Here is an 18,149-nt window from a genome sequence, read left to right on the forward strand (position 1 = left end):
GGTGATCGCAACCGATCACCGGCCTCTGGCATCAATCACGCACGCGCGATGGTGTGGCCGATGGTGGTGGCGGTGCCTCCCACCCGGCCAGCAGGTCCAAAGTGCCATAACGCGGCCAATCCACCACCCGTACCTGTTCCCCCAGTTCCATCAGGCGCGGCCGCTTGGGATCGAACCGGGGCCAATCGGGGGCCGGCTTCCCGTCCTTGGCAAAGGATAGCAGCATGGTTTGCATCCGGGCTGCCAGTTCCAGGTCCAACGGTTGCCAGTCGCGGGTGCGGCGGAACAGGTTCAGCGCCTCCAGCGTGCCCAGCCAATAGGGCACGTCGCCCGTGTGATAGGCCCCCACCGTGGCCGGGTCGTGATCGGCGAAACGGATACCGTCTGTATAGGGATGGCGGCGGGTGAACAGCCAGATATAGGCGGGCTGCTTCTGTGCCTGTGCCCATGCCGCAACCTGCCGGCCAACCGTGGCATCACGCTGAATATCGCTGATGGCACGGGGGATATCCGCCGGCGCGCTGACCGCATAGGCTTTCAACAGCTTGTCGGCGACGCTGGGGAAGGCTTGTTTCACCAGCGCCTGAAAGGCCGGGATATCGCTGGCACGGCCCAGGCTGCGGAAGCTTTCATCGCGGGTGAAGCCGATCATCACCGGCACATCGCTATGCCCGTCCCCCTGCATCGCCTGATCGGGCGGCAGGGGCAGTACCTTGCCATCCAGCACGATGGGGGAGCGGCGGGGCAGCGGCGTGGCGATGATCCGGTCCCCCGCGATGGCCCGCATATCGGCAAGGGAGCCCGCTTTCAGCGCCTCTTGCAGGCGCTGACCGTCGGCTTCGGCTTCCGCCAGCGGCAGGGGCGGCAGCAGGGCGCCAAAGGGGCTGCCGCTCATCCCGACTGCGCGATGGAATAGCCCCTTGGCCGCCGGGCTGGCCAGCAGCAGGCCGATGGACATGGAGCCGGCGGACTGCCCCACCAGCGTGACATTACCCGGATCACCGCCAAAGCCAGCAATATTGTCGCGTACCCAGCGCAGCCCCTGGATTTGATCCATCAGGCCGTAATTGCCGGAATGCCCCCCGCCCTCCGCCGTCAGCTCAGGATGGGCGAGGAAACCCAGCGTGCCGACGCGGTAGGAAAGGGCGACATAGACCACCCCCTGCTTGGCCAGAAATTCCCCGGAATAATTGGGCATACTGGCAGAACCGACATTGAAGGCCCCGCCATAAATCCACACCATGACCGGATAGGGCTTGCCCGGCGGTGCCGGTTCTGCGGGGGCCCAGACATTCAGGTAAAGGCAATCCTCGCTGATCGCCTCATGCCCGAAATAATGGTTGATGCTGGACCCGCGCATGGGCTGCAGGCACATGGGCGCGAACCGGTCGGCATGGAATGTACCTTTCCAAGGGGCAACCGGCTGCGGCGGCCGCCAGCGCAGATCGCGCAGCGGCGGGGCGGCGAAGGGCACGCCCAGAAAGGCATTGACGCCGCTGTCCAGTACCTTGCCCTCGATCACCCCGCCCTCAACCTTCACGGTCTGGGCGAATGCTGCCAGGGGCAGGCACAGGCAGGCAGCGCCCAATAACAGGCGCGACCAGATGGACATGTTTCCTCCGTTATTCTGTTCTATTGATTCCTACCGGCGCTGTTGCCGCGCCCTTCAGTAAACCGTGTCGGTGTTGAACCGGGATTGCGCCGCCAGCCGCACGGCGGCATTGGCGGCGCCATAGGCGTCATAGCCACGCCGTTCGACAAATTCGAAAAAGAAGCGCTTGGCGAAAGCGCGGGAGTAAAGCTGGAAGAACTCCGCTTCCTCCGTCCGGTCATAAAGAATGTCGTGGGCGGCCAGCTTCTCCACCAGATCCGGGTCCAGGCCGAACCGGGCCTCGATATCATCATAATAGTTGCGGGGGATGGGCAGCCGTTCCAGCCCGCGTTCCTGCAACGCCCGGGCGGTGGCGAAAATATCGCCGGTGGACAGGGCCACATGCTGCACACCGGCCCCCAGATAATGGTTCAGGAAGCGGGAGGTGAGCGTCTGTGCGGCGGCCGAGCCATTCAGGGTGACCCGGAAAGACCGGTCGGCATTCTCAATGGCCTGACTGTGGACGATGCCCAGCGGATCGGCGATTTCCAGCTGCGGTGTCTTGGTCACGTCGAACAGCGCGAAATAATACAGCAGCCAGGACAGGAATTCCTCATACCCCATGGCCTGGGCGATATGGTCAATCCGGGTCAGGCCGGTGCCGGCGACCGGCGCTTCGCTCAAGGGGACGAAATCATTGCGCCAGACTTGGTCCTGTGTGCCGTCTTCGATGAAATAGATCAGGCTGCCGCCCACCCCGCGCACGCAGGGAATATCCATTTCCCCCGGTCCCACCGCCTGGGCGAAGCGCGGGATGTGCAGGCTGTCGGCACGGGCCAGGGCTGCCGGCACATCCCGCACCCGCAGCGCCAATGCACAGACAGAGGCACCATGCATGATGGAATGGCTATGGGCGAAACCCTCGGTTTCCCCATTCACCACAATATTGATGTCGCCTTGCTGCCAGCGGGTGACGGCCTTGCTGACATGCCGCCCCACGGGCTCAAACCCCATGCTGGCCAGCATGATGCCCAGCGGCCCCACCTCTTCCTCCGTGGCGGCGAATTCGATGAATTCCACGCCGCGCACATCGATGCGCGGCGGCATGGTGGCGGGGCGTTTCAGCTTCGCCAGCGCCTCATCCTCCACCAGCTTCAAGGATCGATAGCCATCCAGGGCGATGCCGGAGGCTGACCCCGCCCGGAACCGGTCGTTGAAAATTTCCAGCGACAGCGGCCCGCGATAGCCGATGGCGATCAAGGCCCGCACATAATCGGTAATGGGCAGGTCGCCCTGGCCCGGCATATTGCGGAAATGCCGGCTCCAATACAGGTGATCCATATCCAGGCGCGGGGCATCGGCAATCTGCACGATGAACAGCTTGGCCGGGTCGATATCGCGGATGCTGTCGATGGGGACATTGCGCGCCAGTGAATGGAAACTGTCCAGGATCAGGCCGATATGCGGGTGATTGGCGCGGTGGACGATATCCCAGGCATCCCGATGGTCATGCACATGCCGGCCCCAGGCCAGCGCCTCATACCCCACGCGCAGGCCGCGCGCGGCAGCAAGGTCACCCAGCTCCCGGAAATCATCAACGATGCGCCCGCGTTCCGGCAGGGATTGCGGGGAGACGTTGGAGCAGACCAGCAGCAGGTCGGTGCCCAGTTCCGCCATCACATCGAACTTGCGCAACATCCGCTCAAACGTCCGGGTGCGCAGCGTGCCGGGCATCCCCTCGAAATCGCGGAAGGGCTGGAACATGGTGATGCTCAGCCCCAGATCGGCGGCGATGCGCCGTACATCGGCCGGCCGGCCATCAAAGGTCAGCAGATCATTTTCAAAGATCTCCACACCGTCAAAACCAGCCGCCGCTGCCGCTTCCAGCTTGCCGGTCAGGGTACCGCTGATTGATACGGTGGCGATGGATTTCGCCAGGCCACCGGCCGGCATATCCGCCCGTTCCATGTCCCCTCCCTGTCTTGTCTGATGCTGATTATCGGGTCGTGAAAGACGCGCCTTGACGTGAACGTACTATTTCGTACACATTCACGCAACGGCCAATCCCATGGCCTGATCCACGATAAACACATCGCCTTTGCCGGGCGCAGGGGGAAACTTGCCAGACCCTGTGGAACGAAAGCCTGTTCACATCCTGAACGGCCCCAACCTGAATTTGCTGGGCACGCGGGAGCCGGAAAAATACGGTCGCCGCACCCTGGCCGATATCGAAGAAAGCTGTCGCCAGCACGGGCAGGCGCTGGGCCTGACGGTGCTCTGCCGGCAGAGCAACCATGAAGGGATGTTGATCGACTGGATCCATGCCGCCCGCACAGAGGCGGCGGGGATCATCATCAATCCCGGCGCATACACTCACACCTCCATCGCCATCATGGATGCGCTGCTGGCCTGCGCCATCCCGGTGGTGGAGGTGCATCTGACCAATATCCACCGGCGGGAAGCCTTCCGGCACCATTCCTATGTGTCGCTGGCGGCCACGGGTGTCATCTGCGGCCTTGGGGCCGACGGATATCTGGCCGCCCTCAGCTTTCTTGGCAACCGAAGGGGGAACAGCCCATCATGAGCGGGAAATCCATCCTCGCCGGCCTGATCGGATCAGGGATCCAGGCATCCCTGACGCCCCGGATGCATGAACGGGAAGGGGCCCGGCAGGGCCTGCGCTATGTCTATCGCCTGATCGACCTGAAGCAGTTGCACCTGGATGTCTCAGCCCTGCCGGATCTGCTGGCCGGGGCGCAGCGCTTCGGTTTCAACGGTCTGAACATCACGCATCCCTGCAAGCAGGCCATCATCCCGCTGCTGGATGAGCTGTCGCCAGAGGCGGCCGCCATCGGTGCCGTCAATACCGTCGTCCTGAAGGATGGCCGCAAGACCGGCCACAATACCGACTGGTGGGGCTTTGCGGAGGGGTTCCGCCGGGGCCTGCCCGATGCCGATCTGCGCCAGGTGGTGCAGCTGGGGGCGGGTGGGGCCGGGGCCGCTGTCGGCTATGCGCTGCTGCGCCTGGGCGTGGAGCACTTATCGATCTTTGATGTGCAGATGGAACGCGCAGCAGAACTGGCCAGCCGGTTGAACAGCCTGTTAGGTGAGGGGCGCGCCACGGCCGTGTCGACGCCCGATACCGCCATTCCCCAGGCCTATGGGCTGGTGAACACCACCCCGCGCGGCATGGCCGATTATCCGGGCCTGCCCGTGGCGGCGGAACTGTTGCGTCCCGACCTCTGGGTGGCGGAGATCATCTATTTCCCCATCGAAACCGCGCTGCTGCGCGCGGCGCGGCAGCGGGGATGCCGCACCCTGGATGGCGGCGGCATGGCTTTGTTCCAGGCCGTGGGCGCCTTCGGGCTTTTCACCGGCATGGAACCGAATGCCGGTGACATGGGGGCCGATTTCAAGGCAATGCTGGGGTGAAAGCCGGCGACTGCCGGCCCGCCGCTTGGTAGCGGCGTGAGCCCAAGCCCGCGGATGCGGGCGCCCGGCGATTGAGGGAACAGGAAATCCTCCTGGATCGGTCACGATCAAGGAGGATTGGGATAAATCCCGCGACGGGGCCCGATAGAAGGCCATGCGCGGATCAGGGAGGAAGAGAATGTTGAAGAAGCCGGGCCCGGCGATCGATCGGGCCAGTGCGGCCTTCCAGGCGCGCGTCGCCGCCCTGGAAGCCGCCCCCATGGGCCCCACACGCCTGACCGTGGTGCTGCTCTGCTTTGTCCTGAACCTGCTGGACGGGGTGGATGTGGTGCTGCTGACCTATGCGGCCCCCGTCATCGCCCAGGAATGGGGGTTGAAGGATGGGGCGCTGGGCATCGTGCTGACGGCCAGCCTGTTGGGCACGGCCTTTGGCTCCATGCTGATGGGTCCCCTGGCCGATATGATCGGCCGGCGCAAGGTGGTGCTGATCGCCATCACCCTGATCGGGACCGGCATGTTACTGGCCGCCACCGCGCATGACATGCTGATGCTGGCGATCTGGCGCGTGGTGACGGGGGTGGGGATCGGCGCCATCCTGGCTTCCATGGCCTCCATCACGTCGGAATTTTCCAACGCCAAACTGCGCAGCTTCTGGGTGGCCTTCCTGCAGGCGGGCTGGCCCATTGGTGCCATCATCACCGGCTTTGCCTCAGCCGTGCTGATCCAGGCCTATGGCTGGAAGCCGCTTTTCTTCGGTTCCGGCCTGCTGTCGGTCTTCATCCTGCCGCTGGTGGCCTGGTTGATGCCGGAATCCTTGCAGTTTCTGGCCAAACAGGCGGCACCAGACCGGTTGGAACGGATGAACCAGTTGCTGGTCAAGCTGGGCCAACCACCGCTGGCGGAGGCACCGCCATTGCCGGAGAAGCGCGGCGTGAAGCTGTCAGCCCTGTTTGAAGGGCATCTGGCCCGTTCCACCCCCGCCTTGTGGCTGGGCATGACCATGGGCTGGGCCGGGCTTTATTTTCTGATCAGCTGGATTCCGCGTATCGCGGTCAATGCCGGGCTGGCGCTGGATCAGGCTATCATGGCCGGTGCTACCTTCAATATCGGCGCCTTCATCGGCAGTGCCGGCATTGGCCTGCTGGCCACGCGCCTGCCGCTGAACCGCCTGATCCCCGTCTTTCTGGGCAGTGCCACGCTGCTGATGCTGCTGTTCGGATGGGTTTCCATGCCCATTGCCGCCACCTTTGCCACGATCCTGGCGCTGGGGGTGCTGGTGCAGGGTGGCTTCAACGCCTTTTACCCAACGGCAGCCCAGCTTTACCCCACCGAAATCCGCACCACCGGGATTGGCACCGCCATGGCCGTGGGGCGCAGCGGTGCCATTCTGGGCCCGCTGGCAGCAGGTTACCTGATGGAGATCGGCACGGACCGGGGCCTGCTGTTCCTGATCTATGCCGTACCGCTGGCCATCGCGGCAGCGGCGGCTTGGCGGGTGTCATCCAGGCCCGTCTGATCAAGCCCCTGCATTGACTATCTTCTGCGCCAGCCCTGACGGCGTGCCAAACCCCTGCGTCAGGAACCGTCTATGACCTGCACGCTTCCCAGGTCAGGCTGAATCGAGCGAGATATTTGCGCAGGCGATCGGCATCATTCACGCTTTTGCGGGCGATACGCGAGGCACTGAAGAGTACCCGGCCGGCCTCGCTCACTGACCGGCTCTCCCGGCAGATCCGAACAACCAAGGCTAACTGACAGCGGTCGAACAGGTCGATCCCGGCCAACGCTTCCCGCCCAAGCAACGCCTCCAGCTCGTCATCGACCGGACCTGTGCCGACCCCACGCCAGCGACGTTGGAGGCCGGCGATCTCATCCCCCACTATGTCGGCGTTGATACGCCCAGCCGGGGCAAGGGTGGCCATGCGGGTGATGCTGGCGGAGAGGTCGCGGAAATTGCCGGTCCAGGGTGTGGCCGCATCGGCGGCGAAGGATAAGTAAAGACGCCGGGCCTCCGCGTTGAAGGTGGCCTGAATGCCCTCACGGGCCGCGAACCGGTCCAGCTCAAAGTCCAGGTTGGGTTCGATATCCTCCCGCCGGTCTGCCAATCCCGGCAGTTCGAAGGTCCAGAGGTTCAGGCGCGCAAATAAATCCTCCCGAAAAAGGCCCTGGCTGACCTGGGCTCCCAGATCGCGGTTGGTCCCGGCGATCAGTTGGAAATCGCTTTCTACCTCCTTGTCCGACCCGACGGGCAGGAAACGCTTATCCTCCACTGCGCGCAGGATCATGGCTTGTTCGTCCGGGCCCAGTTCCCCGATTTCATCCAGGAACAACATGCCCTTGTCTGCGGCGCGCAACAGGCCGGGCCGGTCGGTGGCAGCCCCTGTGAAAGCCCCTTTACGGTGACCGAACAGGGCGGACATGGCGCTGTCCCCGCGCAGGGTGGCGCAGTTCACCTCCACAAAGGGGCCGGCAATCTGATGTTGCTGGCGCTTCAGGTCATAGATGCGCCGGGCCAGTTGCGATTTTCCGGCCCCGGTCGGCCCCTGTAACAGGATGGGAGCACGCGACCGGATCGCCACCTGTTCGATCCGATCAATCATACGGTTGAAGGCGGCATTGCGGGTGGCGATACCGGATTTCAGGAAGGATGTCGCCTCCCGCGCCTGGGCCTGAAAACGGGTGGCGATGCTGTCATAGCGCGACAGGTCCAGATCAATGACGCTGACCCGTCCCGCCGCCACGGCCTTGCTCGCCTTGTCCGGGCTGGATTGCAGCAGACGTCCGGGCAGGAAGCGCGCTTCTGTTAACAGAAACAGGCAAATCTGCACCACGTGTGTGCCCGTGGTGATGTGGATCAGATAATCCTCGGTCTCCGGATCAAACGGGTAGGAGCGCGCGAAATCCAGCAACTTCCCATAGACCTCCTCAAAGTCCCACGGATTACGCATCGCTGTGATGTGGGACCGCACCTCGGTCCCCGGAGACACTGAGCCGATATCCCTGGTCACCTGCTCGGCCAGTCCCTGGCTGTGCAGATCATGCAACAGTTCGAAACGGTCGATCAGCAGATCATCCTGCATGCAGATGCCGATGGACGGGCGCCAGCGGCTCCATCGGTCTTTGCCCTTACTGACAAAGTCCAGGACGGTACCCAGGAAGCCGATGACCACCGTGCGCTTCATCATTCTTATCCAATTTTATAAAAACGATATAAATATATCATCCATCTGACAGGTCGGAAACGGCATCCCACCGTTCGGTACCCAGCATTTCCGCCATTTGCAGAAAATTTTCCGACCGGCCAGGTGCTTGGCACGGCCTGTGCCTATAGGGGGCAATGCAAAACCTTCTCGCAGCTGCCCGCTGCTTTTCACGCAAAACAATATTTGTGAAAGGAACAGGATCATGAATGAGCGCCATTATGATGTGATGCCGGTGGATGGCGGTGTGCCGGTCAAGATGTGGACGCGCGGTGTGACGGTGGAGGAAGCGGCCCTGAACCAGCTTCGCGCCGCCGCCCGGATGCCGTTCATCTTCGGCCATGTCGCGGCCATGCCCGACGTCCATACCGGCATTGGTGCAACCGTGGGATCGGTAATCCCGACCAAGGGTGCCATCATCCCGGCGGCTGTGGGTGTGGATATCGGCTGCGGCATGTGTGCCGCCCAGACCACCCTGATGGCATCTGACCTGCCCGACAATCTGGAGGGGATACGCAGCGCCATTGAGCGTGCTGTCCCCCATGGTCGCACGGTGGGGCGGGGCACCCGTGACAAGGGTTCGTGGGGTGATCCGCCGCCTGATGTGGTTGCCGCTTGGCAGACCCTGGAGGCACGGTTTCAACGCCTGACGGAAAAATACCCCGCCCTCGCCAGGGCTAACCATGTCACCCATCTGGGAACGTTGGGAACCGGGAACCATTTTGTGGAAATCTGCCTGGATGAGGCTGACCGGGTATGGGTAATGCTGCATTCCGGTTCGCGCGGGGTGGGCAACGCCATCGGTACCTTCTTCATCGAACTGGCGAAGAAAGATATGCGCCGCTGGTTCATCAACCTGCCCGACGAGGATCTGGCCTATTTCCCGGAAGGGAGCGACCATTTCGACGATTATGTGGAGGCAGTGGGCTGGGCGCAGGATTTCGCGGCCCTGAACCGGCGCATGATGATGACCCACACCATGGCAGCCCTGGCCAGGGTGATACCGAAGCCCTTCGGGGCGGAGGTGCAGGCCATCAATTGCCACCATAATTATGTCCGCCGCGAAAAGCATTTCGGCCAGAACGTCATTATCACCCGCAAGGGGGCAGTGCGGGCAGGGGCCGGGGAGATGGGCATCATCCCCGGCAGCATGGGCACGCGGTCCTATATCGTACGCGGCCGGGGCAACAGCGCCAGTTTTGAAAGCTGCTCGCACGGGGCGGGGCGTGTGATGTCCCGGAACGAGGCCCGCCGGCGCTTCACGCTGGAGGATCACGCGCGCGCCACCGAAGGGGTGGAATGCCGCAAAGATGCCGATGTCATCGATGAGACCCCGATGGCTTACAAGCCGATCGAGGCGGTGATGGCTGCCCAGGCTGATCTGGTGGAAATTGTGCACACGTTGAAGCAGGTCGTGTGCGTCAAGGGATAGGGACATGACAATCATCGGCGGTGCGCCGAGGAAGGGCAGGGGACCCGTGCTGCGCGCCGCTCTTTCGCTTTCCATGGACACGGGCCAGCCCTTCCACAGCAACAATGCCCGGGCTGGGCGAAACCCGGCCTAACCTTCACACCCGGCCTGGTGAAAACCGGCGATTATCATTCTCGGTTGGGACCAGCCAAGGGGGACCTGACAGAGCCGTCCGGAGCGATTCCAGGAAGGCATTCGCGCGGCTGCTTCGGCCCCTGCGGGCATGGACCAATGCCACGACATCGGCGGGCGGTGGTGACCATTGCGGTAGTATCTGTTGCAATTGCCCCGCCGCAAGGCTGGTGGCCACGTCCCACTCACTTCTGATGATGATGCCGGCGCCGGAAAGCGCCCAGTCACGGATGACGTCGCCGTCATTGGTCGACATTGTCGGCTTTATCCGCACGGTCGCCATCCCGTGCTTTGGATGCGTGAACCGCCATAAGGTCACGTCTTCATTATTCTCCCGCAATGCCAGACAGCGATGCAGGGCCAGATCCTCCGGTCGCTCAATGGCGGGGTTTCTTTCCAGATAGCTGGGGGCCGCACACAGAATGCGACGGTTGGGGGCCAGCGTGGTCACCAGTCGGTCGCTTTCCGGCAAGGCGCCGATATGGACGACGATGTCCCAGCTTTCCGACATCTGCCGGATCGGGCTGTCCGACAATTCAAGCGTCACGGTTGCCGAGGGATGGCGCTGGGCGAAATCCCGCACGATAGGCGCGATATAGCGCCGCCCGAAGCCGTGGGGTGCGGCAATCCGCAGATGCCCGCGCACCTGCGTGGTTCGCCGGGCCAGGCGTTCGGACAGATCATCCACGGCTTCAATGATGGCAGCCCCCTCCGACACCAGCAGTTCACCCTCGTCTGTAAGGGTAAGGCCGCGGGAGGTGCGATCCACCAGATTGACCCCCACCCGTGTCTCCAGCGCCCGCAGCCGCTGGGTTACCGCAGGGGCGGTGACGTTCAGCCGCCGCGCGGCCTCCGCCAGCGAATGGGAGTCGGCGATGGTGGCGAAGAAGACCAGATCGTCGGTGGAGATCATAAGGTCAACCTTAACTAAACATAAATTGATTGTTAATTGTACCCTTGGTGTTTTTGCACAATCCTTCCTCTTGCGCAACGTCCCGGGATCGGTGGTCCCGGTCATTCTCGGTTGGTGCGGAAGGGTCGGACATGGAATTCACGGTCTGCGATCACCACTATATCGACGGGCGTTGGGTCGCTCCGTTAACGCCCCAGGACAGCATCGCGGTCATCAATCCGGCAACGCAAATGACCATTGGCCGGGTTGTGTCCGGCGGTGCCGACGATATCGACCTGGCCGTTGCGGCTGCGCGCACCGCCTTTCCGGCATTCTCCACCTGTCCGGTGCGTGATCGTGCTGCCCTTCTGGAACGAATTCTGGCCCTTCTGGAAGAACGGTCGGAGGAAATGGCCCAGGCGATCACCCGCGAGATGGGGGCCGCGATCACCTTCTCCAGGGCCTCGCAGGTTCCTTTCGGTATCGCGCATATAAGGGCAGCCATCGAGGTCCTGGAAACCTACCCCTTCATCCGCCAGCGGGGAACGACGGCCACGATCAAGGAGGCGATTGGGGTCTGCGGCTTGATCACGCCGTGGAACTGGCCGCTTTACCAGATCACTGCCAAGGTCGCGCCGGCGATTGCCGCCGGTTGCACGATCGTGCTGAAGCCAAGCGAGGCGTCACCCTTCAGCGCGCAACTGTTCGCGCAGATCATGCACGACGCCGGGACGCCAGCCGGCGTGTTCAACCTTGTTCATGGTACCGGGCCGCAGGTGGGCGCCGCGCTGGCCGCGCACCCCGATGTGGACATGATCTCGATCACGGGATCGACCCGCGCGGGGGTTCTGGTTGCCCAGGCAGCAGCGCCTACCGTGAAGCGGGTCACGCAGGAACTGGGCGGGAAATCCCCCAATATTCTGCTCGACGATGCCGATTTTGATCGGGTTGTCCCCTTGGGCGTGGCGTCGGCCTTCCGCAATGTCGGGCAATCCTGCTCCGCGCCCACCCGGATGCTGGTGCCGGCCAGCCGGTTGGCACAGGTTGAGGAACTGGCCGCCACGGCGGCGGCAGGGATGGTGGTGGGCGATCCGTTGCAGGAGGGCACAACGCTAGGCCCCGTTTCCACCCAGGCCCAGTTCGACAAGGTCCAGGCCATGATCGCCATCGGCATGGCAGAGGGGGCTTTGCTGGTCTGCGGCGGGCCGGGGCGACCGGCAGGGCTGGAGCGGGGCTTCTTTGTTCGGCCCACGATCTTTTCCCAGGTCCGCTCCACCATGCGTATCGCCCAGGAGGAGATCTTTGGTCCCGTCCTCTGCCTGATCCCCTATGTCGACGAGGCAGAGGCGATCCGCATCGCCAACGACACTGTCTATGGCCTGGGCTCGCACATTCAGTCGGCTGACCGTGACCGGGCACGGCGTGTCGCAAGGCATATCAGGGCCGGGCAGGTCCATATCAACCATCCGGCCTGGGACGCCCATGCCGCCTTCGGCGGCTACAAACAGTCCGGAAATGGCCGCGAATACGGGGAATTCGGCATGGAGGAATATCTGGAGACCAAGGCCATCCTTGGATATTTCCCGCAATGAGCGGGGGCAAGCTCACCCGTCGGGTTCTGCTGGGGGCGGCCGGGGCTGGGCTGGCGGCGGCCGGGTTTCAGCTGCTGCAAAAGCCCACAACCGTCGCGCCCCGTTCGGTCAGCGGTTCGTCAGAACCCCGTGTCGGCGGTCGCATCCGGGTGGCCAGCACATCATCATCCACCGCCGACACGCTGGACCCGGCGAAAGGCGCGATGAGCACGGATTATGTGCGCCATTACATGCTGTATAGCGGCCTGACCGAACTGGACCGCGATCTGAACCCCCGTCCCGCCCTGGCAGAGATGATCGTCAGCGACGATCAGATCGTGTGGCAGGTGAAATTGCGCCAGGGTGTTCAGTTCCATGACGGCAAAAATCTTGACGCATCCGATGTGGTCTTCTCCCTGCAGCGGCACAAAAACCCTGGCCTCGGCTCAAAAATGCGGGAGATCGCCAAGCAGTTCAAAGAAGTCAGGGCAACAGGGCCGCTGGAACTGCTGATTGAGCTGACCGGCCCCAATGCGGATTTACCGGCAATCCTCGCCCAGTCCCATTTTCTGATCGTCCCCCAGGGACAGACAAGTTTTGCCACGGCCAATGGCACGGGGCCGTTCCGTCTGGTCGAATTTCAACCCGGTATTCGCACCATCGTCCGACGGAACCCCAATTTCTGGAAACCCGGCAAACCGTATCTGGAGGAGATTGAGCTGATCGGCATCCCGGATGAGATGAGCCGGGTCAACGCCCTGCTGTCGGGTGATGTGCAGATCATCAATGCCGTCAATCCGCGTTCGGCCAAACGCATCCGGGGGGAACCGGGATATGACCTGCTGGAGACGCGATCAGGTCTCTATACCAACCTTATCATGCGGCAGGACCACCAGCCGACCGCCAGCCCCGACTTCACAGCCGCCATCAAGTACCTGCTGGATCGGCCCTTGATCAACCGGGCGCTGTTCCGGAATTACGGGACCATCGCCAACGATCATCCGATACCGCCCTTCCATCCCTATTACCGCGATGACTTGCCGCAGACCAGCCTCGATCTGGACCGGGCCAAATGGCATGTGCAGCGGGGCGGCCTGTTCGGAATGCGCCTGCCCATGTATGCCGCACCGGCTGCCGAAGGGTCGGTCGAGATAGCATCCGTTCTTCAGGAATATGCAGCGCGTGTCGGCCTGAAACTGGCGGTCAACCGCATGACGTCCGATGGATATTGGTCGACCCATTGGATGAAGCACCCGCTGAGCTTCGGCAACACCAACCCGCGCCCGACGGCGGACATGATCTTCAGTCTTTTCTACAAGTCTGACGCGACATGGAACGAAACAGGTTGGCGAAATCCCCGGTTCGACGGGCTGCTGCTGGAAGCCCGCGCGGAGCCGGACACGGCGCGGCGCAAACAGCTTTATGGCGAGATGCAGGGTCTTGTGCGGGACCATTGCGGCAATGCCATCCCCGTCTTCATGAGTGTTCTGGACGGTTATGATCGCCGCGTGAAGGGTCTGTATCCCGTCCCGCTGGGCGGGTTCATGGGCTACACCTTCGCCGAACATGTGTGGTGGGATGCTTGAGTCATTAAGTTCAAACTTATCTTTTCATGCAGAAATCGTTAATTGTCTCGCTCCCGCTGCGGGGGCAAAAAAGATCACCCTATTTGCGAGGATACCTCTGTGACATATGCGGAATTCCAGACCAAGCCAGAGCCGGAGCCGCTGCGTCTGGCCGATCTTGAAACCCCCTGTCTGCTTCTGGATGCCGATCGCATGGACCGCAACATTGCGCGGTTGCGGCAGCGGCTTGATGCTCTGGGGGTGTCGCTGCGCCCGCATCTGAAGACCGCGAAGTCGGTTGATGTGGCCCGTCGCGTGATGAGTTCGGCCGCAGGCCCGGCCACGGTCTCGACCCTGAAGGAGGCGGAGTATTTTGCCGCGGCCGGCGTCCGCGACATGATCTATGCCGTCGGCATTGCCCCCGGCAAACTCGACAAGGTGCAGCAACTCCGCCAGAAGGATGTCGATATTGCCGTCGTTCTGGATACGGTGGAACAGGCGCAAGCCGTCGCTGCCGCATCGCGGGCAGCTGGCCAGGCGATCCCAGCCCTGATTGAGATTGATTGCGACGGCCATCGCTCGGGCGTTCTTCCCGGCGATGCCGCCTCTCTGCTGGCGATCGCTCAGGCGCTCACCGATGGTGCGGAGCTTCGCGGTGTGCTGACCCATGCCGGTGCCAGCTATGGCGCGCGGACCGAACAGGCGCTGATCGAGGCGGCGGCGCAGGAACGCCGGGCCGTTGTCCAGGCGGCGGAAACGCTGCGGGGGGCCGGCTATGCCTGCCCCGTGGTCAGTCTGGGCTCCACCCCCACCGCCCATTTCGCCACCGACCTGACCGGTGTCAGCGAAGTGCGGGCTGGTGTGTTCGTCTTCTTCGATCTGGTGATGACGGGCATTGGTGTCTGTACGGTCGATGATATCGCCTTGTCGGTCCTGGCCACGGTGATCGGGCATCAGCGGGAAAAGGGCTGGATATTGGTCGATGCCGGCTGGATGGCGATGTCGCAGGATCGCGGCACCGCCAAACAGCCGGTCAGTCAAGGGTATGGGCTGGTCTGCGACAGCACGGGTACACCCTATGCCGATATCATCCTGGCCGATGCCAATCAGGAACATGGGATCGTAACGGTTCGGCCTGGTTCCGGGGCGACGCTGCCCGATCTGAAGATCGGTGATCGCGTGCGTATCCTGCCCAACCATGCCTGTGCCACGGGCGCGCAGCATGGCAGCTACCGCGTCGTTCGTGCTACATCCGATAGTGTGGAGGCCAACTGGCAGCGTTTCGGGGGCTGGTCATGAACAACATCGAGCCGGTATTCACCGACGCCGCACCGGCGCCCGCGGGCCACTATGTGCAGGGGATGCGAGCGGGTGACACGCTTTATATTTCCGGCCAACTGCCCATCCGGCCGGATCGGCAGCCTTTGTCCGATCCCGGCTTTGACGCACAGGCCCGGCAGGCCATCGCCAATATGCTGGCGATCCTTGACGCCGCTGGGGGCACGCCGGCAAATCTGGTCCGGGTGACGGCCTACATTGTCGGCGTTGCGAACTGGCCGGAATTTAACCGCCTCTATGCGGAGATGCTGCCCGATGCGCGGCCGGCGCGGACGGTGGTGCCGGTGCCGGAGCTTCATTATGGTTTCCTGGTGGAAATTGACGCCGTGGCGCATCTGCCGGCGGCCTGACTTCCCCGCTCTTGAGGTTTCACCATGGTTCCCGTTGTTCGATCCGTTGCCAGTGACGAAGCGCTTCCCCAGTCAGCCGATGTCGTGGTGATTGGCGGGGGTATCGTTGGCACGGCCTCGGCCTATTATCTGGCCAAGCGCGGCCTGTCCGTCGCCCTGCTGGAGAAAGGCCATATCGCCTGCGAGCAGTCGAGCCGGACCTGGGGCTGGTGCCGACAGCAGAACCGCGATCCGCGCGAAATGCCCTTGTCGCTGCTTTCAATGTCGCTCTGGGACGGTTTGGCGGGGGAGATCGGCCAGGATCTGGGCTTTCGCCGCACCGGTCTGGTCTATGCGACCGACGATGCCGCCATGCTGGCTTCCTGGGAAGCCTGGGGCAAGACGACAGCAAAGGAGTTCGGGGTCGAAACCTATATGCTGAACGCGGCGCAGGCGGCGCAGCGCATCCCGGAAACCCGCCGGAAATGGCTGGGCGGCCTGCATTCCGTCACGGACGGCAAGGCCGAGCCCGCCTGGGCGGCACCGGCGCTGGCCGAAGGGGCGCGCGCCCTGGGTGCCACCATCCATCAGAATTGCGCCGTGCGCGGCCTGGACATCACCAATGGCCGGGTTACCGGTGTCCGGACCGAAAAGGGCATGATCAGGGTAAATGCGGTTCTGTGCGCGGCCGGCGCCTGGGCATCCACCTTCCTGGCGCGTCATGGCGTGGTGTTTCCCCAGGCCAGCGTGCGCCAGACGGCGGTCAGGACCAAGCCGACCCGGAATGTCGGCGACGTGATCTATTGCCCCGATCTGGCCATGACGCGGCGTCTGGATGGCAGTTACACCCTGGCCATCAGCGGGCGCGCCACACTGGAACTGACCGCACAGGGTATGCGGTTCGCCCGCGGTTTCCTGCCACAATTCCTGAAGCGGCTGAAGGCGGTGCAGATCGGGGTCGGGGAATCCCTGTTTGCAGGCCCTGAATCCCTTTCATCCTGGCTGGGCCGTGATGAAAACATGTTCGAACGCCATCGCGTTCTGGACCCGGCCCCCAACCGGCGGTTGGTTCAGGCCATCCTGGATAATGTCAGGGGCACATTCCCCGAACTGGCGGGGATGGAAATCGACAGCACCTGGGGGGCCTATGTTGACTGCACGCCGGATGCCGTCCCGGTTATCTCCGGGATAGATGCGGTGGGCGGGCTGTTCCTGGCGGCGGGCTGTTCGGGGCACGGATTTGGCCTTGGGCCGGGCATCGGCTATCTGGCGACGCAACTGGTCACCAACGAAAAGCCAGCGATCGATCCGACCCATTTCAACCTGTCACGGCTGGTTGACGGGTCCGCCATCAAGGTCGGCGCGCTGTAGGGACGCGTAAGTCCAGGGAAGTTCAGAGGTCCAGGGGGAACGGATGAGCACGATCACAATGACGGCTTCCGGGCAATACCAGCCCGGCGTGACGGCAGCGGTGGCCAAAGTGGCGGGCGGGCGCCTGCGCAGTATTGATGCGCTGCGTGGCTTTGTCATGGTGGTGATGCTGCTGGATCATGTCCGGGAGACCTGGTTTCTGCATGTTGATATCTCCGATCCGGTGGATGCCCGAACCATCATGCCGGCCCTGTTCTTCGCCCGGCTGGCCGCCAGCCTGTGCGCACCAATCTTTGTGGCGCTGACGGGCCTTGGCGTCTTCCTCTATAGTCGCAATCACACAGCACAGGAGACGTCATCCTATCTGCTGAAGCGCGGCCTGCTGCTGATGGCGATTGAGGTGTTTTTCCTGTCGCCGCTCTATTGGGGGGTCGCACAGCCGACAGTGTGGCTGCAGGTCATCTGGTGCATTGGCCTGTGCATGATCGTGCTGGCTGGTCTTTTCCGGCTGCCCCTGGCGACATTGATCGTGCTGGGCCTGGTGATTGTCGCCGGCCATAATCTGCTCGATCCCATTCGTCTGGCCCCGGATGCCCCGCTCCATACGCTCTGGGCTCTGCTGCATCAGCGCGACTTCATCGCTTTGCCGTTCGGGCTGGTGGCGAAAACCAGCTATCCGGTGCTGGCCTGGATCGGGGTGATCCTGCTGGGCTTCGGGATCGGCCCCTGGTTTCTGCCGCATGTGTCGCCCGAGGCCCGGCAGCGCCGGCTGCTGCTGCTGGGCGGCGGCATGATCGCCCTGTTCATCGGCCTGCGGCTGCTGAACATCTATGGCGACAAGCCCTGGTTCATTGTCGAGAGCGACCCGGCGCGCACCGCGATGAGCTTCATGTCATTGACCAAATATCCGCCCTCGCTGGATTTCCTGCTGTTCACCCTGGGTGTCGGATCGCTGTTGCTGGCCCTCTGTGACCGTATCCGCGAGGCCGGCATCACCAGCGCCCTGGCGGTGTTCGGCGGCGCACCGATGTTCTTTTACATCTTTCATCTGGCCATGCTGCGTGTGCTGTACCACACGGCGCTGGCGATCTGGGGCACCAGCCACGGCACGCTTTTCGGCTTCGACAGCTATGGCTGGGTGTTCGCCTGGTACGTTGGCTTGATCATTCCTTTCTACATCCCAACGGTCTGGTTCTCGCGGCTGAAGGCGCGGCGCAAGGACATTGCCTGGCTCAAATATTTCTGACCCCGCCGGAT

Annotated in this window: 14 protein-coding genes; 10 read left to right on the forward strand and 4 right to left on the reverse strand. The window is 63.1% G+C overall.

The features are described from left to right. Positions 1–31: 31 nt before the first annotated feature. Both CHB97_RS06350 and CHB97_RS06355 read right to left on the reverse strand, forming a co-directional pair. Positions 32–1,612 carry a carboxylesterase/lipase family protein gene (locus tag CHB97_RS06350; RefSeq protein WP_089287119.1) on the reverse strand — a complete coding sequence of 527 codons (1,581 nt, stop codon included), beginning with the start codon at positions 1,610–1,612 and terminating at the stop codon, positions 32–34. Between the two features lie 54 nt (positions 1,613–1,666). Then, positions 1,667–3,559 (reverse strand): bifunctional sugar phosphate isomerase/epimerase/4-hydroxyphenylpyruvate dioxygenase family protein, encoded by a 1,893-nt coding sequence (locus tag CHB97_RS06355; protein WP_244559429.1) that lies wholly within the window; start codon positions 3,557–3,559, stop codon positions 1,667–1,669. A gap of 151 nt (positions 3,560–3,710) precedes the next feature. Here CHB97_RS06355 and aroQ point away from each other — a divergent pair, with 151 nt between their 5' ends. The 3 genes from aroQ (at position 3,711) to CHB97_RS06370 (ending at position 6,539) form a co-directional block, all read left to right on the forward strand. Then, positions 3,711–4,175 (forward strand): type II 3-dehydroquinate dehydratase, encoded by a 465-nt coding sequence (gene aroQ / locus CHB97_RS06360; RefSeq protein ID WP_244559430.1) that lies wholly within the window; start codon positions 3,711–3,713, stop codon positions 4,173–4,175. Then, a complete protein-coding gene (locus CHB97_RS06365) occupies positions 4,172–5,023 on the forward strand; it encodes a shikimate dehydrogenase (protein WP_089287121.1) in 852 nt (283 codons plus the stop codon). Before aroQ ends, CHB97_RS06365 begins: the two co-directional genes overlap by 4 nt. 178 nt (positions 5,024–5,201) lie before the next feature. Then, a complete protein-coding gene (locus CHB97_RS06370; RefSeq protein ID WP_160105615.1) occupies positions 5,202–6,539 on the forward strand; it encodes an MFS transporter in 1,338 nt (445 codons plus the stop codon). 70 nt (positions 6,540–6,609) lie between these two features. Here CHB97_RS06370 and rtcR read toward each other — a convergent pair whose 3' ends face one another. After that, a complete protein-coding gene (gene rtcR / locus CHB97_RS06375) occupies positions 6,610–8,208 on the reverse strand; it encodes an RNA repair transcriptional activator RtcR (protein WP_305764478.1) in 1,599 nt (532 codons plus the stop codon). A gap of 220 nt (positions 8,209–8,428) precedes the next feature. Here rtcR and CHB97_RS06380 point away from each other — a divergent pair, with 220 nt between their 5' ends. Next, complete coding sequence (locus tag CHB97_RS06380) at positions 8,429–9,655, forward strand: RtcB family protein (protein ID WP_089287123.1); 1,227 nt, start codon at positions 8,429–8,431, stop codon at positions 9,653–9,655. A gap of 136 nt (positions 9,656–9,791) precedes the next feature. Here CHB97_RS06380 and CHB97_RS06385 read toward each other — a convergent pair whose 3' ends face one another. After that, positions 9,792–10,739: a LysR family transcriptional regulator gene (locus CHB97_RS06385; RefSeq protein WP_089287124.1), complete on the reverse strand. Its 948-nt coding sequence runs from the start codon at positions 10,737–10,739 to the stop codon at positions 9,792–9,794. Positions 10,740–10,870: 131 nt separating this feature from the next. On the opposite strand from CHB97_RS06385, the gene CHB97_RS06390 reads away from it, so the two are divergent. The 6 genes from CHB97_RS06390 to CHB97_RS06415 all read left to right on the forward strand — a co-directional run bounded on the left by CHB97_RS06390 (position 10,871) and on the right by CHB97_RS06415 (position 18,138). Next, positions 10,871–12,310, forward strand: a complete 1,440-nt coding sequence (locus CHB97_RS06390; RefSeq protein WP_089287125.1) for an aldehyde dehydrogenase family protein — start codon at positions 10,871–10,873, stop codon at positions 12,308–12,310. After that, positions 12,307–13,875 (forward strand): ABC transporter substrate-binding protein, encoded by a 1,569-nt coding sequence (locus CHB97_RS06395; protein ID WP_089287126.1) that lies wholly within the window; start codon positions 12,307–12,309, stop codon positions 13,873–13,875. The genes CHB97_RS06390 and CHB97_RS06395 overlap by 4 nt, the downstream gene beginning before the upstream one ends. Before the next feature lie 99 nt (positions 13,876–13,974). Continuing rightward, the gene (locus CHB97_RS06400; protein ID WP_244559431.1) at positions 13,975–15,153 is read left to right on the forward strand and encodes a DSD1 family PLP-dependent enzyme; all 1,179 of its coding nucleotides are present in this window, start codon (positions 13,975–13,977) and stop codon (positions 15,151–15,153) included. After that, positions 15,150–15,542 carry a RidA family protein gene (locus CHB97_RS06405; protein ID WP_089287127.1) on the forward strand — a complete coding sequence of 131 codons (393 nt, stop codon included), beginning with the start codon at positions 15,150–15,152 and terminating at the stop codon, positions 15,540–15,542. The genes CHB97_RS06400 and CHB97_RS06405 overlap by 4 nt, the downstream gene beginning before the upstream one ends. A 24-nt stretch (positions 15,543–15,566) precedes the next feature. Then, entirely contained in the window at positions 15,567–16,892 is a 1,326-nt protein-coding gene (locus tag CHB97_RS06410) for an FAD-binding oxidoreductase (RefSeq protein ID WP_089287128.1), read from the forward strand. A gap of 43 nt (positions 16,893–16,935) precedes the next feature. Beyond that, positions 16,936–18,138, forward strand: a complete 1,203-nt coding sequence (locus tag CHB97_RS06415; protein ID WP_200819844.1) for a DUF1624 domain-containing protein — start codon at positions 16,936–16,938, stop codon at positions 18,136–18,138. The last annotated feature ends 11 nt before the right edge of the window (positions 18,139–18,149 follow it).

It is taken from the genome of Azospirillum sp. RU38E, from assembly GCF_900188385.1.
GTDB lineage: Bacteria > Pseudomonadota > Alphaproteobacteria > Azospirillales > Azospirillaceae > Niveispirillum.

Excerpts from the sequence above, each read along its gene's own strand:
- CHB97_RS06370 (WP_160105615.1), top strand. The coding sequence starts at position 5,202 with ATGTTGAAGAAGCCGGGCCCGGCGATCGATCGGGCCAGTGCGGCCTTC.
- CHB97_RS06405 (WP_089287127.1), top strand. The coding sequence starts at position 15,150 with ATGAACAACATCGAGCCGGTATTCACCGACGCCGCACCGGCGCCCGCG.
- CHB97_RS06410 (WP_089287128.1), top strand. The coding sequence starts at position 15,567 with ATGGTTCCCGTTGTTCGATCCGTTGCCAGTGACGAAGCGCTTCCCCAG.
- CHB97_RS06390 (WP_089287125.1), top strand. The coding sequence starts at position 10,871 with ATGGAATTCACGGTCTGCGATCACCACTATATCGACGGGCGTTGGGTC.
- CHB97_RS06395 (WP_089287126.1), top strand. The coding sequence starts at position 12,307 with ATGAGCGGGGGCAAGCTCACCCGTCGGGTTCTGCTGGGGGCGGCCGGG.
- CHB97_RS06355 (WP_244559429.1), bottom strand. The coding sequence starts at position 3,559 with ATGGAACGGGCGGATATGCCGGCCGGTGGCCTGGCGAAATCCATCGCC.
- rtcR (WP_305764478.1), bottom strand. The coding sequence starts at position 8,208 with ATGATGAAGCGCACGGTGGTCATCGGCTTCCTGGGTACCGTCCTGGAC.
- CHB97_RS06365 (WP_089287121.1), top strand. The coding sequence starts at position 4,172 with ATGAGCGGGAAATCCATCCTCGCCGGCCTGATCGGATCAGGGATCCAG.
- CHB97_RS06350 (WP_089287119.1), bottom strand. The coding sequence starts at position 1,612 with ATGTCCATCTGGTCGCGCCTGTTATTGGGCGCTGCCTGCCTGTGCCTG.
- CHB97_RS06385 (WP_089287124.1), bottom strand. The coding sequence starts at position 10,739 with ATGATCTCCACCGACGATCTGGTCTTCTTCGCCACCATCGCCGACTCC.
- CHB97_RS06380 (WP_089287123.1), top strand. The coding sequence starts at position 8,429 with ATGAATGAGCGCCATTATGATGTGATGCCGGTGGATGGCGGTGTGCCG.
- CHB97_RS06415 (WP_200819844.1), top strand. The coding sequence starts at position 16,936 with ATGAGCACGATCACAATGACGGCTTCCGGGCAATACCAGCCCGGCGTG.